This is a genomic window from Sphingobium sp. FW305-3-2-15-F-TSA7 (genome assembly GCF_058787155.1).
This window is the reverse complement of sequence record NZ_JBYSZM010000064.1, coordinates 1-13487: the sequence shown is the minus strand read 5'-3', so window position 1 is coordinate 13487 and position 13487 is coordinate 1. Positions and strand designations below refer to the sequence as shown.

Here is a 13487-nt window from a genome sequence, read left to right as displayed (position 1 = left end):
CCAGGGACGCCCGCGTGAAACCCAACGTCCCTCGACTTCGCTCGGGACAAACGGACTTATCGATCTTCAGGATGAGCGACGGTTCGGCGGTACCGGCACGGGCACCCGCGCATCCTCGGGACGGCGCGGGCGTTGCGGCTGCTGTCGGCCGCCCAGGACATTGTCGAGCCATTGCTGGTCGAGCGCCTGCGGCGCCTCGACATCCGGGCCTTCGGTTGCGGGGCCGGCGGGCGGCGGGCCGCTTTCGGGCGCGAAGACCGGGTTGCCATTCTCGTCGACATACATGGTCGTGCCATTGTCGGGCTCGCCATAATAAGCGTCTTCGTCGGGTTCGAGCTGTTCTTCGGGCAGGGTGACGTCGGTCTGGAATTTCTCGATCGGCCGGTTGGCCACTGCGCGCGTCATGAATGCGGCAAAGGCGCGCGCCGGGGCGGTGCCGCCCTGCAGCCCGCCGACGCGCTTGGCGTCGTCGCGGCCCATCCACACGCCGGTGGTCAGTCCGCTGGAAAAGCCCATGAACCAGCCGTCCTTGTTCGAACTGGTCGTGCCGGTCTTGCCCGCGACCGGGCGGCCGATCTGCGCCGCGCGCCCGGTGCCCGCGCTTACCGCGGTCTGGAGCAGGTCGGTCATCTGCGCCGCCACCCATGGCGCCACCAGCACCCGCGATTCGTCGCTCCTGTGCTGGTAGAGCAGCTCGCCATTCTCGGTCGACACCTTGGTGATGCCATAGGGCGTGACGGCGATGCCGCCATGGGCGACCGCGGCATAGGCGCGGGTCATGTCGAGCAGCCGGACGTCGGCGGTGCCGAGCACCATCGAGGGATGCGTGTTGAGCGGGGTGGTGATGCCGAAGCGGCGCGCCATGTCGGCCACCGTCGAGAAGCCGACTTCCTGGCCGATCTTCGCCGCGACGGTGTTGATCGAATAGGTGAAGGCGGTGCGCAGCGAAATCTCGCCCGAATTGCGGCCCGAACTGTTGCGCGGGCTCCAGCCGTTGATCGAGATCGGCTCGTCGGTAACCATCGTCTCGGGGGTGTAGCCATTCTCCAGCGCCGCCAGATAGACGAACAGCTTGAATGCCGAACCCGGCTGGCGCGTCGCCTGGGTCGCGCGATTGTAGATCGACGAGACATAGTCCTTGCCGCCGACCATCGCGCGCACGGCGCCGTCGCGGTCGAGCGAGACCAGCGCGCCCTGCGCGCCGGCGGGCGCATTGGCGATGATCGCGGCGGTGGCGGCGCGTTGCATCGCGGGATCGATCGTCGTCCAGACGTCGATCGGCCGTTCGGTCTCGTCGATCAGCATTTCGAGCTGGGGCAGCGCCCAGTCGGTGAAATAGCGGACGCTGTCCTGCTGCGGCTCGCGCGCGAGCTTGATCGCCTTGGGATCGACCGACGCGGCCTGCGCCGCGGTGATCGTGCCCGCGTCCTGCATCACTTCGAGCACGACGGCGGCGCGGTCGATCGCGGCCTGGGCGTCGGCGGTCGGTGAATAGCGTGACGGCGCCTTGACCAGCCCGGCGATCACCGCCGCCTCGCCCAGCGACAGCCGTTTCGCGTCATGGCCGAAGAAGCGGCGGCTGGCGGCGTCGACGCCATAGGCGCCGCCACCGAAATAGACCTTGTTGAGATAGAGTTCGAGGATCTGGTCCTTGGAGAATTTGCGCTCCATCGCCAGCGCCAGGATCATCTCGCGCGCCTTGCGGCCGAAGGTGCGGGCGTTGGTCAGGAAGATGTTGCGCGCAAGCTGCTGGGTGATCGTCGACCCGCCCTGAACCCAGCGGCCGCGCTGGACGCGGACATAGGCCGAGCGCGCAAGGCCGATGGGGTCAACGCCGGGATGCGAGCGAAACCGCCGATCCTCGACCGAGACCATCGCGTCGACCATGACATCGGGGATTTCGTCATAGCGCAGCCATTCGCCATAGCTGGGGCCGAGCGAGGCGATGATCGATCCATCGGCGGCGCGGACCTGGATCATCTGGCCATTGGGGTCGCGCTGCAATTCGCCGAAGCTCGGAATGCTCGACATGGCGATGCCGACGGCGACGGCCAGTGCGATCAGGCCGGCCAGCCCGGCCAGCAGCAGGATCTTGATGATCCTGATGACCGTGCTGCGCCAGGTGCGCGGCGTCTTGCGGGGGGATTTGCGGGGTGCAGCCATCGGTCGTCAGCGATTTACGCGGAGTTGGCCCCGGTGCCAAGCGACTGCATCGCTCCTGCACCGAAAAAGCGCGCGGTCGCGACAGGCGCCGCCGCGTACGGCCAATTCAGGACTTTGCGCGCCCCTCGAAATTCAGCGCCGCACTGTTCATGCAATAGCGCAGCCCATTTTCGCCCGGTCCGTCGGGAAAGACATGGCCGAGATGGCCGTCGCACTTCGCGCAGCGAACCTCGACGCGGCGCATGCCATGGCTGATATCGGCGTGTTCGACGACGGCGTCGGTGCTCGCCGGGGCAATGAAGCTCGGCCAGCCCGATCCCGAATCATATTTCTCGTCGGACCGGAACAATTCGGTGCCGCAACCGGCGCAGCGATAGGTGCCGGGCGCCTTGTTATCGTTGTAGATGCCGGTGAAGGCCCGTTCGGTCCCTGCTTCGCGCAGCACATGATATTGCTCGGGGGACAGGCGCTTGCGCCATTCGCTTTCGGGAAGATCGAGCTTTTCCATGTGCATCATCTGGTACCGCCGACACGCGCGGTCAAGGGTGGGGCGGCGATCCGCGTCGCGCGTGCGAGCAATGCCGCGAGCCCGGGCAGTGCGGAGATCAGCTTCGGGCCCCAGCGTCGGCCCGGCCGGCTGTCGGCGGTCGCGGCGACCAGCGTGGCGACGCGGACCGGTCGTGCGGTGATCGCGGCGAGCGCAGCCTGGAATTGCGCGGCGCCCGACGGGCCGGTGCGCAGCCAGTGTTCGGCCGCCAGCATGCCGCTCGCCAGTGCGATGCCGATGCCTTCGCCGGCAAGCGAGGGAATGACGGCGGCCTGATCACCCAGCCGGAAGATACCGGGCCGGGTGTCGTGGGCGCGCCAGCCATAGGGCACCGATCCGACCGCATCGAACACCGCCACCCCTTGCGTAAAACCCAGGCGCTCGGCGAGCGCGGGCGATTCCGCGGCCAGCGCCGCCATCAACCGGTCCGGATCGCCGCCCGCTTCGGCCAGCCGCGACTTGCGCACGGCCATGCACAGATTGGCGCTGCCATCCTCCTGCAGCAACAGGCCGGCATAGCCGCCGCGGAACAGATGAAGCTCGATCGCATCGCCGACCAGCCGGCGCAGTGCCGCTACGGATGCGATCCGGCGCCGGAGCCCGAGCGCGGGATCGCCGGGCGGCCTGGGGCGGGCCAGGCCGCGACAGTCATGCTTGCCGGTGGCGAGGAGCAGGGTCTCGCTGGCGATCGTCGCGCCGTCGGCGAGCTCGACCGATCCTGGGCTGGCCGACCGGATCGCGATGCCGCGCTCGATCGCCGCACCTTCGGCTTCGGCGCGCGCCAGCAACAGGCCGTCGAGCCGCCGTCGCGACACGCCGACCGCTCCGCCCGGCAATGGCGCTTCCCCGCATCCGCCCGCTGCGAAGACACGGACGCGCGCGATGGGATGGCCGCCAAGCGCCACGCGGTCGATGCCGAGCCGATCGAGCGCGTCGCGCGTGCGCCAGCTCAGGAAGCCGCCGCACAGCGCATCGCCGGTCTCGCGATTGCGTTCGATCACCAGCGGCGCGTGACCGGTACGCGCCAATGCGATCGCCGCAGCAGCGCCGGCCGGGCCGCCGCCGGCGATCAGCGCAGCCGCGCGACGCATAGCCGATAGGGAAAGGCGCGGAATATCCGGGCCGCGCCGTCGTCGATCCCGGCTTCGGCCAGGATCGGCGGCCATTCGGCGGGGCGATAGGATCGCGCGATCGACAGCCTGCCGTCATGCCGGACGATCGGGTGCCAGCGCATGATCCGCGCGAGCAGCGGAAAACCGGCATAGGCGAATCGATGGCGGTGGAGATCGTTGACGAGCCAGCCGATGCGCGCCTCGCTTTCCATGAAGCGCAGAAAGGCGATGAGCTGGTCGTGCGTCATATGATGCGCGACCAGGCTCGAGATCACCAGATCGAATCCGCCGCCGGCAAGCGCTGCATAGTCGCCCGTCCGCCAGTCGATCGTCAGGCTGGGCGGGGTATGCGCGCGCGCGGCGGGCGCGCTGCTGGGATTGAGATCGATTCCGACCAGCTCGGCGGCGATGCCGCGCCGCGATGCCCAGCGCGCGATCGCACGCAGCATGTCGCCGTCGCCGAATCCGACATCGAGCAGCCTGAATGCGCGCCGCCCGGCGAGGGCACGTGCGAGGAAAGCGAGAGTCGGCCGCCGCGCCATCGTCACCCGATTGACCACGGCCAGATCGCGCATCACCGCCGCATAGGTTGCGGGCGGGAGCGCGGGATCGTCCATCCGCTCCTCTTGCAGGGCGCGGACGGCAAGGTCTGTCATGCAACAGGTCCGAAGGCGAAGCCCTCGGCGGCCAGGCCGGGGCCGAAGGCCAGCGCGATGCCCGGCCCGGTCACGCCGCGCCGAAGCACGGCGGCAAGCACGAACATCAGCGTCGAGGACGACATGTTGCCGAAAGCATGAAGCACGTCGCGCGAATCGGCCAGGGCCGTGGCGGGCAGCGACAGGCCGTGCTCGACGGCATCGAGGATCGAGCGACCGCCGGCATGGACCGCCCAATGGTCGATCGCATTGCGCGCGCGTCCGCCGGTCAGCCGGTCACGCGTTTCGTCCTCGGCAAGCGCGGCCGCGATTCGCCCGGGCACTTCGCCCGACAGGGTCATCGCAAAGCCCAGATCGCCGATTGCCCAGGTAATCAGCGACTCCGAATGCTCCAGCGTCACCGAAAAACCGTCACCGAGCGTCATGCCATGGGGCTCGCCGCTCACGATCGCCGCCGCGGCGCCGTCGCCGAACAGCAATCCCGCGAGCAACGGCTCGATCTCGTCCATCGGCCGCAAATGGAGCGAGCAAAGCTCGACGGTGACGACCAGCACATGCGCGTCCGGCTCGGAGCGGACGATGTGCCGCGCGGCCCGCAAGGCGGTGACGGCGGCGTAGCAGCCCATGAAGCCGACAAGCAGCCGCTCGACATCGGGCGAAAGGCCGAGCCGGGCCGCAATCATCTGATCGACGCCCGGCGCGGTGAAGCCGGTGCAGCTCGCGACCACCAGATGCGTGATCGCCTGTGGAACGAAATTGTCGCCCAGTGCCGCAACCGCCTTCATCGCCAGTGCGGGCGCGGCATCGGCATAGAGCGCCATCCGCGCCGATGTGGGCGGCAGCGGATCGGAGGCATAGAAGCCGCCGGGTTCGATCGGCGATCCGCCATCGGTCGCACGCGGCAGCACCGACCAGCGATGCGCGATCCCCGATCGACCGGCCATACGACTGAACAGCAACTGCTTGCGCGGTTCGAGCTGTTCCTCGGCCCAGCCGATAAAGGCCGCATGGATGTCATGATCGGGAACGGCTGTGCCGATGGCATTGAGATAGGTGGTCAAGCAGGCAGCCTTCTTTTTGGCGACTGCGCTCTTTCCCCTGGGCGCATCCAATCCGTTTCATAGCGCAACGCGCCAGACGCCGAAAGGGATGCAGCCCACGGCTTCGTGAGGGAAAGCCGCAGGCGGTTGCCCGCAGCCTGCGATAAATCGGATTTCGGGTGTCTGAAGGGATTGGTGCGGTCGAGAAGACTCGAACTTCCACGGGCTTTCGCCCACAACGACCTCAACGTTGCGCGTCTACCAGTTCCGCCACGACCGCACAGTCCTGTTCACCGGAGCGAGTCCGGCGACGGGGAAATCCCAGAAAGTTGGACTTTCCGAGGGACACCCCGCTGGTAAGGCGCGGCCTCTAGCAAAGCGGATCGGGCTTGGGAAGGGGCTGCACGCACAAAGCGTGAAGCATTATTTCGTACCGCTCCCCGCGAAGCTCACCGTCAGCTTCTGCGCGCTCTTGGGCACGTCCATTTCGGCGCTGTCGAACTCGGCCTTGCCCTTGGGCGGCAGGCGGCGCACCGGCGGCACGATCCGCCAGCCATAGACGACCCGGCCCGACGCATCGCGCAGCTCGGCGAGGATGTCGGGCACCATCTGCGGCGTGTCGGTCGGATTCACGATCCGGCCGGAAACGGTGAAGAGCTCGTTGCCGCTCGGCTGCTCGCGCCGCTCGGGCTTGGTCGGGAATTCGAGCAGCAGCGGCACTTCTGCTTCCGCAGCGCCGAAGCCGAGCCAGGCGGCGATGCCCGGCGTTCCGAAATACTGGATCGCGCCGATCCCGCCGATCATCAGCACGGCCGCACCCGCGGCCGCCAGGGTCCAGCGCCGCAGCGGGTTGCGCCGCGGGCGGAAGGGCGGTTCATGCGCGAAGGCGTCATAGCCTTCCGCCTCGACCTCGGTTGCGGCGGGAAGCGAGTCCGCGGCCGCCGGCGCGGTGCGCTCGATCTCGGGCAGCGGCGGCGCTTGCGGCAGCGTTGCCGCCGGTATCGGTTCGGGTTCGCTCGGGGCGGGCACCGGAGGCGTGATGCCGGGCTCGACCGGCGGCGCGGGGCTTTCGAGGTCGAGCGGTGCCGGCTGCTGGAACCAGCTATGCTTGCACGACGCGCAGCGCACCGTCCGGCCGACCGGTCCGATCGCGCTGTCCGGGACCAGATATCTCGTCCTGCACTCGGGGCACGTCAGGATCATGCGATGTGGCGGTGTCCGTTGATAAAGCGCGCAATAAGGTCGCCAGTGTAAACACGCTGCGCGACGATGTTGCAAGCACCTTGGGCGATATCGGCCGCCAACATGTGCTTTACGCGGGCGATGCCGCTGTGCGATGGCGGGACCAAGGGCGAACGGCAGGGTCAAAGGGAGCGTTTCGGGTCGCGATGGCGAGCATCGTGCAGTTCGAGAATGTCGGTCTGCGCTATGGCACGGGCGCGGAGACGCTGTCCGACGTCAGCTTCACGCTCAACACCGGCAGCTTCTATTTCCTGACCGGCCCCTCCGGCGCGGGCAAGACCTCGCTGCTCAAGCTCCTCTATCTCTCGCAGCGCCCCAGCCGCGGCCTGATCCGCCTCTTCGGCGAGGATGCCGTCACCATGCCGCGTGCGCGTCTGCCCGCGCTGCGCCGGCGGATCGGCGTCGTCTTCCAGGATTTCCGGCTGGTCCCGCACCTTTCGGCCTATGACAATGTCGCGCTGCCGCTGCGCATCGGCGGTTATGAGGAGCGCGAGATCGAGACCCCGGTCAACGAGATGCTTGCCTGGGTCGGGCTCAAGGACCGTGCGAGCGCGCGTCCGGCGACGCTGTCGGGCGGTGAGCAGCAACGCGTCGCGATCGCACGCGCGGTGATCGGCCGGCCCGAGATCCTGGTCGCCGACGAGCCCACCGGCAATGTCGATCCCGATATGGCGGCGCGTCTCCTCCATCTGTTCGACGGGCTCAACAAGCTCGGCACCACCATCGTCGTCGCGACCCACGACATCCATCTGCTCAGCCGCATCTCCAATGCGAACATGATGCGGATCGATCGCGGGCGCCTGTCCGATCCCACGGGTGCGCTGCGCTATCCGCCGCGCCGCAGCGAGATGGGTGGGCCGGAATGAGCTTTGGATGGACATCCTCGGCGGCGGATCGCCGACTGCTGCCCGAAGGGCGGCTGGCCGGGCCGATGCCGTGGGTGATCGCGATCATGATGTTCCTGACGGTGCTGGCCGCCGCCTCGGGGCTCGGGCTGGGCGCCGCGGCACGCGCGCTGGGCGACGATCTAGCGGGCAAGCTCACCGTCCAGATCGTCGAAGCCGATCCGGTGGTGCGCGATCGTCAGGCGACCGCCGTCGCCGCCGCGCTCGAGCGGCTTTCGGTCGTGCGCGCGGTCGATCGGCTCGACCAGGCCGAGATGGCGGCGCTGCTCGAACCCTATCTGGGCACAGGCGGCCTCGCCGGCGACGAACTGCCGGTGCCGGCGCTGATCGACGTCACCCTGTCCGACGGCAGCCCGCGTGCGATGGACGATGTCGCCGCGGCGATCCATACGGCCGCGCCCGCGGCACGGATGGATCGCCATGCCCGCTGGCTGGCGCCGCTCACCGGCCTGATCGATTCGCTGCGCTGGCTGGCCATCGCGCTGGTCGTGCTGATGGCGGCGGCCACGGCGGCGGCGGTGGTGCTTGCCGCGCGCGCGGCGCTCAACACGCATCGCTTCACCATCGACGTGCTCCACCTGATGGGCTCGACCGATACCCAGATCGCCTGGCTGTTCCAGCGCCGCATCGCGTTGGACGCCTTGTTCGGCGGCCTGGTCGGGCTGACGGCCGCCACTGCGGTGCTGCTGCTGCTCGGCGCGCGGGTGGGGGAGATTGGATCCGATCTGCTCGGTGCGGTCACGCTCGGCCTGCAGTCCTGGGGGCTGATCCTGACGCTGCCGATCGCCGGCGCGATCCTGGCGATGCTCGCGGCGCGGATCACGGTGCTGCGCACCCTGCGGCGCATGCTGTGATCCGGCGCATCCTCTCGATCGTGCCCTTGCTCTGGGCATTGGGCTTCGCGCTGTTCGTGGTCACCTTGCCGCAGCCCGCGCCGGACGGCCAGACCGACGCGATCGTCGTGCTGACCGGCGCTCCTGGCCGGATCGAGCGGGGCCTTGCCCTGCTGCAGACGGGCAGGGCGCGGCGCATGCTGATTTCCGGCGTCAATCGCGACGTCCGCCCCCATGAGCTGGCGCTCGCGCAGAAAGTGCCGGCATCGCTGTTCGACTGCTGTGTCGATCTCGGCAGGGAAGCGGTCGACACGCGGTCGAACGCCATGGAGACCGCGCGCTGGATCGGCGCGCGTCGCTATCGCACCGTCCGGCTCGTCACCACCGACTGGCATATGCGCCGCGCGCGCTTCGAACTGGAACGCGCCCTGGGATCCGACGTCGCGGTGGAAAGCGACGCGGTCAAGAGCCGTGCGGGCTTCTCGATGCTGTTCAAGGAGTATCACAAATATCTGTTGAGCCGGCTCGGTCCGCTGGTGGGGCTGTGACGATGCTGTTGCTCCGCTCCATCCTTTTCACCCTCGTCTTTTATACCGGCAGCATCTTCTATGTGATGAGCGCCGCGATCATGGGCCGCAATCCGGCGGGCGCGCGCCGCGCCGCCTGGCTATGGGCGCGTTTCCACCGTCGTTGCGCAGAACGGATATTGGGCATCCATACGCGGGTGGAAGGTATCATTCCCGACCGGCCCGTGCTCTTCGCGATCAAGCATGAATCGATGTACGAGACGCTGGAGATCCTGCTGCTGATTCCCAATCCCGCGGTGCTGATGAAGAAGGAATTGATCGACATTCCCTTCTGGGGAGGGGTCGCCTTGCGTCATGGCGTCATCCCGATCGATCGCGAAGGCGGCGCCAAGGCTTTGCGCGCACTCGTCACCGCATCGCGCGCCGCCGCCGCCGAAGGCCGGTCGCTCGTGATCTTTCCCGAAGGGACGCGCGTGCCGCATGGCGAACGCGCGCCGCTGCGCGCCGGCTTTGCCGGGCTCTATCGCCATATCGGACTGCCGGTGGTGCCGGTGGCATTGGACAGCGGCCGCGTCTGGCCGCGACGCCGTTTCCTCAAACGCCCCGGCGTCATCACCTTCCGTTTCGGTGACGTCATCGAACCGGGCCTCGACCGCGATGCCGCCGAGGCACTGGTCCATGCCGAGATCAACGCACTGAACGGCTGATCACAAGCGCGGGCGATGCCCGCCGTTCGGATGCCTATTCGTGGCTGCGTCCGAAATCGGGCCGCTCGTCATCCTGGCCCTGTTCGATGATCGAACGGCGGATCGCGCGGGTGCGAGCGAAAAGATCGAACAAGGTGTCGCCGTCGCCCCAGCGGATCGCGCGCTGGAGCGCGGTGACGTCCTCGGTCAGCCGCTGCAGGATCTCGAGCACCGCTTCGCGATTGTTGAGGAAGACGTCGCGCCACATGGTCGGATCGGATGCGGCGATGCGGGTAAAATCGCGGAAGCCGCCCGCCGAATATTTGATGACTTCGCCCTGGGTCACATTTTCGAGATCGGATGCGGTGCCGACGATCGAAAAGGCGATCAGATGCGGCACATGGCTGGTCACCGCAAGCACCAGATCATGGTGCTTCGGAGTCATGATCTCGACATTGGAGCCCAGCTTTTCCCAAAAGGCGCGCACCCGGGCGGTCGCCGCCTCGGGCGTATCGTCCTCGGGGGTCAGGATGCACCAGCGCCCGTGGAACAATGTCGCGAAGCCGGCCTCCGGGCCGCTATGCTCGGTGCCGGCCACGGGATGGCCGGGGACGATGGTCGCACCCGGCAGCGCCGCCCGCAGCGCTTCGGCCACGCTGGCCTTCGAGCCGCCGACATCGGTGACGATGGCGTCGGCCGGCAGGTCGGCGGCGAACGCTTCCGCCGCGGTGCCGATCATGCCGACGGGCACGCACAGGATCACGAGATCCGCGTCGATCACCGCTGCACCCGGCGTGTCAGTGACGTCATCGCACAGGTCGAGCCGCCGCACGGTTTCGCGCACCGCCGGATCGGCGTCATGGCCGGTCAGCCGCACCGTCGGCATATGCGCACGGACCGCGCGCAGGATCGAGGAGCCGATCAGCCCCAGCCCGACGACGGTGACGCGCGCGAAAGGCAGCATCAGCCGGCGGCCTCCACCAGCCCGCGCAGCGCCGCGGCCACGCCGCGCGTTTCCTCTTCGGTGCCGATGGTGATGCGCAGCCCGTGCGGCAGGCCCTGACCGGGCAGCCAGCGGACGATGAAACCCTGGTCCATCAGGCCCTGATAGGCCTGTTCCGCAGTCAGCCGCCCTTCGAACAGCACAAGCAGGAAATTGGCGCGCGACGGCACGGCCCGCAGCCCGGCATTGCCCATCGCGCTCACCTGCTCGGTGAACCAGGCCAGCCACTTGGCATTGTGCGCGCGGCTGTGCGCGACGAAGTCGCTGTCGGCCAGTGCCGCGATCGCCGCCTGCTGGCCCGCGGTGGTGACGTTGAACGGCGCGCGGATGCGGTGCATCGCCGCGATCGCCTCGGCCGGGCCATAGCCCCAGCCGATCCGCTCGGCCGCCAGGCCGTGAATCTTGGAGAAGGTGCGCGTCACCATCACATTGGGCGCGCTCTGCGCCAGCTCGAAAGCGCCGTCGCGCTCGTCCTCGGCCAGATATTCGGCATAGGCCTGATCGATCACCAGCAGCACGTCGCCCGGCAGGCCCGCATGCAGGCGCGCAATCTCCGCGCGCGGCGTGTAGGTGCCCGTCGGATTGTTGGGATTGGCGACGAAGACGACGCGGGTCCGTTCGGTCACGCCGGCGAGCAGCGCATCGACATCGGTGGCGTAGTCGCGATCGGGCGCGACCACCGGGACCGCACCGACGCGCCGCGCGGCGATGTCGTAGACCGAGAAACCGTAGCGGACGTAGAGAATCTCGTCGCCCGGCCCGGCATAGGCGCCCGCGGCCAGATGCAGGATCTCGTCGGAGCCGGTGCCGTAGATCACGCGCGCCGGATCGAGGCCGTGATGCGCCGCGATCGCTTCGCGCAATGCCGTGGCGCTCGCGTCGGGATAGCGCGACAATGTGGTCTCTTCGGCTTCGAAAGCGGCGATGGCCTTGGCGCTCGTGCCCAGCGGATTCTCGTTCGACGACAGCTTGGCGACTTTGCGGCCGTCATCGGTCGTCGAACGGCCGGGGACATAAGGGGCGATCCCGAGGATCCAGGGCTTGGGTTGAGGCGCGATCATGGGGCGAGCGCATGGCGCAATCGCGCGCCGCGCGCAACCATGCTAAGGCGTGCGCGATCCGAAGGGGGAGAGCGGCGATGCGTGGTTCGGGGCCATTCTGGCGGTTGCTGAGCGAGGCGCGGCGCGCCAATCTGCACGATGAAGGCGCATCGCCGCCGCTCCGCATGGCGCAGGGCATCACCCGCCGCCGCGCGCTTGCCGCGCTCGCCGTCGCCGGCACGATCCCGATCATCGGCTGGCCACAGCCGCTTCGCGCGCGCGAAGCGATGCGAGTCGTTGTCATCGGCGGCGGCCTTGCCGGCCTGACCGCGCTCGACAGCCTCGTCGCCAACGGCATCGACGCGAAGCTGTACGAAGCGCGCGGCCGTCTCGGCGGGCGTGTGCTGACCGCCAACAATGCGCCCGAACCCGGCCTCAACATCGAGGATGGCGGCAATCTCATCAACACCGACCATGACGACATGCTGAAGCTGGCCGAGCGCTTCGGCATCACGCTGATCGATCGCAAGCCGATGCCGGCGCACAGCCGCTATGTCGTCGACGGCAAGCTGCTCGACGATGCCGGGCTGATCCGCGACCTGCGCGCGATCGCCGGGCAGATCTCGAAGGACGCAGCCGAGCTCGACGGCAATTATGACGTCATGGCGCCGAAGTTCGATGCGATGTCGGTCACCCAATATCTCGACGGCCATAGCGCGTTGCTGACCCCGCAAGTCCGTGCGCTGCTCGAAGCCACGATCCGGACCGAGTTCGGCGCCGAGCCGCACCAGGCCTCGGCGATCGAATTGCTGTTCAACCTGCCCGTCGTCGATGGCGCCCAGGCCGAGCTGATCTCGTCGAGCGACGAGCGCTATATCCTGACCGGCGGCTCATCGAGCGTGGTCGAGGCGCTGTCGAAACCGCTGCTGCCGCGGATCGCCACCGGCCACGCGCTGACCGCGATCGAGCGTGCGGGCGAGCGCGTGAAATTGCGCTTCGCCAATGGCGCCACCGACGAGGCCGACCGCGTCGTCGTGACCGTCCCGGCGCCGCTGATGCGCACCATCGATTATGGCGACCTGCTGCCCGACAGCTGGCGCGCGCTGGTCGCCGAGATCGATTGCGGCCGCAACGAGAAGATCAATGCGGGCTACGCCACGCGGAGCTGGGAAGCGCAGACGGGGCCGGCGGGTGCCGCCTGGGCGGTCGAGACGAAGGGACCGGGGGTCTTTTCCGAATTCTGGGATGCCAGTTCGGGGCAGCCGGGTGCGGCGGGCGTGCTGACCTGGTTCTTCGGCGGCGATCAGGTCGATGCGTTGATGGCGGGCGAGATCGAGCCGATGCTCCGTCGCGCCGAAGCCGCCATCGCGCCCGCGGTGCCGGGGCTCGCCGCGCGCACGATGCGGCGCAGCGCCTGGGGCAAGGATCCCTTTGCGCGCGGCGCCTATTCCACCTTCGCCCCTGGTCAGCTCACCCGCTTCGCCGGCCATGTCTGGCTGGAGGAGGAAGGCGTCGTGACGCCACCGGTGCCTGCGGGCCCCATTCTCTTTGCCGGAGAGCATCTGTCGGACGCGTTTCCGGGATATATGAATGGCGGGGCGCAGACGGGGCGTCTGGCCGCGGAAGCGGTGCTGACGAGCCTTGCCGTGAAGGCTTAGCTCCAAATTCCTCCCTGAAGGGGAGGGGGACCATGCCGTCAGGCATGGTGGAGGGGTGAGCCGCGAAGCGGCCCC

General features: G+C 68.4%; 13 protein-coding genes and 1 tRNA gene. 5 read left to right on the top strand and 9 right to left on the bottom strand.

Annotated elements, in window-relative coordinates; translation table 11 throughout:
* Positions 1 to 66: 66 nt before the first annotated feature.
* The 7 genes from AC3WN8_RS29620 to AC3WN8_RS29590 form a co-directional block, all read right to left on the bottom strand.
* Positions 67 to 2163, bottom strand: coding sequence for a transglycosylase domain-containing protein (locus tag AC3WN8_RS29620; RefSeq protein WP_492673125.1), 2097 nt, complete (start codon positions 2161 to 2163; stop codon positions 67 to 69).
* A 106-nt stretch (positions 2164 to 2269) separates the two neighbouring features.
* A complete protein-coding gene (gene msrB / locus AC3WN8_RS29615) occupies positions 2270 to 2671 on the bottom strand; it encodes a peptide-methionine (R)-S-oxide reductase MsrB (protein WP_492673126.1) in 402 nt (133 codons plus the stop codon).
* A 5-nt stretch (positions 2672 to 2676) separates the two neighbouring features.
* A complete protein-coding gene (locus AC3WN8_RS29610; RefSeq protein WP_492673124.1) occupies positions 2677 to 3801 on the bottom strand; it encodes an NAD(P)/FAD-dependent oxidoreductase in 1125 nt (374 codons plus the stop codon).
* Positions 3780 to 4478, bottom strand: a complete 699-nt coding sequence (locus tag AC3WN8_RS29605; RefSeq protein ID WP_492673123.1) for a methyltransferase domain-containing protein — start codon at positions 4476 to 4478, stop codon at positions 3780 to 3782. Before AC3WN8_RS29605 ends, AC3WN8_RS29610 begins: the two co-directional genes overlap by 22 nt.
* Positions 4475 to 5539 (bottom strand): type III polyketide synthase, encoded by a 1065-nt coding sequence (locus AC3WN8_RS29600; RefSeq protein ID WP_492673122.1) that lies wholly within the window; start codon positions 5537 to 5539, stop codon positions 4475 to 4477. The genes AC3WN8_RS29605 and AC3WN8_RS29600 overlap by 4 nt, the downstream gene beginning before the upstream one ends.
* A 172-nt stretch (positions 5540 to 5711) precedes the next feature.
* Positions 5712 to 5798 (bottom strand) — tRNA-Leu (locus AC3WN8_RS29595).
* Positions 5799 to 5941: 143 nt separating this feature from the next.
* A complete protein-coding gene (locus AC3WN8_RS29590; protein ID WP_492673121.1) occupies positions 5942 to 6721 on the bottom strand; it encodes an MJ0042-type zinc finger domain-containing protein in 780 nt (259 codons plus the stop codon).
* A gap of 185 nt (positions 6722 to 6906) precedes the next feature.
* On the opposite strand from AC3WN8_RS29590, the gene ftsE reads away from it, so the two are divergent.
* Genes ftsE through AC3WN8_RS29570 form a run of 4 tightly spaced genes read left to right on the top strand, consistent with a single transcriptional unit; the run spans position 6907 to position 9732 of the window.
* On the top strand, positions 6907 to 7626 hold the full coding sequence (gene ftsE, locus AC3WN8_RS29585) for a cell division ATP-binding protein FtsE (protein ID WP_492673120.1): 720 nt from the start codon (positions 6907 to 6909) through the stop codon (positions 7624 to 7626).
* A complete protein-coding gene (locus AC3WN8_RS29580; protein ID WP_492673119.1) occupies positions 7623 to 8519 on the top strand; it encodes a cell division protein FtsX in 897 nt (298 codons plus the stop codon). The genes ftsE and AC3WN8_RS29580 overlap by 4 nt, the downstream gene beginning before the upstream one ends.
* Entirely contained in the window at positions 8516 to 9046 is a 531-nt protein-coding gene (locus AC3WN8_RS29575) for a YdcF family protein (RefSeq protein WP_492673118.1), read from the top strand. Before AC3WN8_RS29580 ends, AC3WN8_RS29575 begins: the two co-directional genes overlap by 4 nt.
* Before the next feature lie 2 nt (positions 9047 to 9048).
* Complete coding sequence (locus tag AC3WN8_RS29570) at positions 9049 to 9732, top strand: lysophospholipid acyltransferase family protein (protein ID WP_492673117.1); 684 nt, start codon at positions 9049 to 9051, stop codon at positions 9730 to 9732.
* A 34-nt stretch (positions 9733 to 9766) separates the two neighbouring features.
* Here AC3WN8_RS29570 and AC3WN8_RS29565 read toward each other — a convergent pair whose 3' ends face one another.
* Both AC3WN8_RS29565 and hisC read right to left on the bottom strand, forming a co-directional pair.
* Complete coding sequence (locus AC3WN8_RS29565) at positions 9767 to 10675, bottom strand: prephenate/arogenate dehydrogenase family protein (RefSeq protein WP_492673116.1); 909 nt, start codon at positions 10673 to 10675, stop codon at positions 9767 to 9769.
* A complete protein-coding gene (gene hisC, locus AC3WN8_RS29560; RefSeq protein WP_492673115.1) occupies positions 10675 to 11775 on the bottom strand; it encodes a histidinol-phosphate transaminase in 1101 nt (366 codons plus the stop codon). Before hisC ends, AC3WN8_RS29565 begins: the two co-directional genes overlap by 1 nt.
* A 77-nt stretch (positions 11776 to 11852) precedes the next feature.
* On the opposite strand from hisC, the gene AC3WN8_RS29555 reads away from it, so the two are divergent.
* Positions 11853 to 13412, top strand: coding sequence for a flavin monoamine oxidase family protein (locus AC3WN8_RS29555; protein WP_492673114.1), 1560 nt, complete (start codon positions 11853 to 11855; stop codon positions 13410 to 13412).
* Positions 13413 to 13487 lie beyond the last annotated feature (75 nt).

What these genes read in the sequence shown, in the direction of transcription:
- AC3WN8_RS29620 (WP_492673125.1), bottom strand. Translation starts at nt 2,163, where the DNA reads ATGGCTGCACCCCGCAAATCCCCCCGCAAGACGCCGCGCACCTGGCGC.
- AC3WN8_RS29580 (WP_492673119.1), top strand. Translation starts at nt 7,623, where the DNA reads ATGAGCTTTGGATGGACATCCTCGGCGGCGGATCGCCGACTGCTGCCC.
- AC3WN8_RS29555 (WP_492673114.1), top strand. Translation starts at nt 11,853, where the DNA reads ATGCGTGGTTCGGGGCCATTCTGGCGGTTGCTGAGCGAGGCGCGGCGC.
- ftsE (WP_492673120.1), top strand. Translation starts at nt 6,907, where the DNA reads ATGGCGAGCATCGTGCAGTTCGAGAATGTCGGTCTGCGCTATGGCACG.
- AC3WN8_RS29590 (WP_492673121.1), bottom strand. Translation starts at nt 6,721, where the DNA reads ATGATCCTGACGTGCCCCGAGTGCAGGACGAGATATCTGGTCCCGGAC.
- AC3WN8_RS29605 (WP_492673123.1), bottom strand. Translation starts at nt 4,478, where the DNA reads ATGACAGACCTTGCCGTCCGCGCCCTGCAAGAGGAGCGGATGGACGAT.
- AC3WN8_RS29570 (WP_492673117.1), top strand. Translation starts at nt 9,049, where the DNA reads ATGCTGTTGCTCCGCTCCATCCTTTTCACCCTCGTCTTTTATACCGGC.
- AC3WN8_RS29565 (WP_492673116.1), bottom strand. Translation starts at nt 10,675, where the DNA reads ATGCTGCCTTTCGCGCGCGTCACCGTCGTCGGGCTGGGGCTGATCGGC.
- AC3WN8_RS29610 (WP_492673124.1), bottom strand. Translation starts at nt 3,801, where the DNA reads ATGCGTCGCGCGGCTGCGCTGATCGCCGGCGGCGGCCCGGCCGGCGCT.
- hisC (WP_492673115.1), bottom strand. Translation starts at nt 11,775, where the DNA reads ATGATCGCGCCTCAACCCAAGCCCTGGATCCTCGGGATCGCCCCTTAT.
- msrB (WP_492673126.1), bottom strand. Translation starts at nt 2,671, where the DNA reads ATGGAAAAGCTCGATCTTCCCGAAAGCGAATGGCGCAAGCGCCTGTCC.